Here is a 389-nt window from a genome sequence, read left to right on the forward strand (position 1 = left end):
TGCCGCGTACCTGGCGATCAGGAGGTCGTGTTCGTCGCGGATCTCCGCGAGGACCGTGCCGGTCTCCTCGGTCCCGTCGACGCCTCGGACGACGATGACGGGCGTCATCGCGGCGGCCGCGACCTCCAAGCCGACCGAACCGAGCATGAGGGCGTTGAACCCGCCCAGGCCGCGGTTGCCGACCACGACCGTGCCGTGGAGTCCGCCCGCCCGGTGCAGGCTGTCGACGGCGCCCGAGCGACTGAACTCGGTGGTCACGCTCAACCCGGGATACTCGGCCGATACGGCCCTCGCCGTGTCGTCCAGGAGCGCCCGACCGTTGACGCGGACCCGTTCGATGGTCTCCGCCGACAGGTACAAGGCCCTGCCGTCGGTGTCGGCCCCGTACA

General features: G+C 71.0%; 1 protein-coding gene. It reads right to left on the minus strand.

Features of this window, described 5'->3' with window-relative positions; genetic code table 11:
• Positions 1-360 (minus strand): universal stress protein (locus tag G3I78_RS53070; protein WP_275424960.1); only part of this gene is annotated, 360 nt, incomplete at its 3' end.
• Positions 361-389: the final 29 nt, after the last annotated feature.

This window comes from Streptomyces sp. SID13726, assembly GCF_010548375.1.
Lineage (GTDB): Bacteria > Actinomycetota > Actinomycetes > Streptomycetales > Streptomycetaceae > Streptomyces.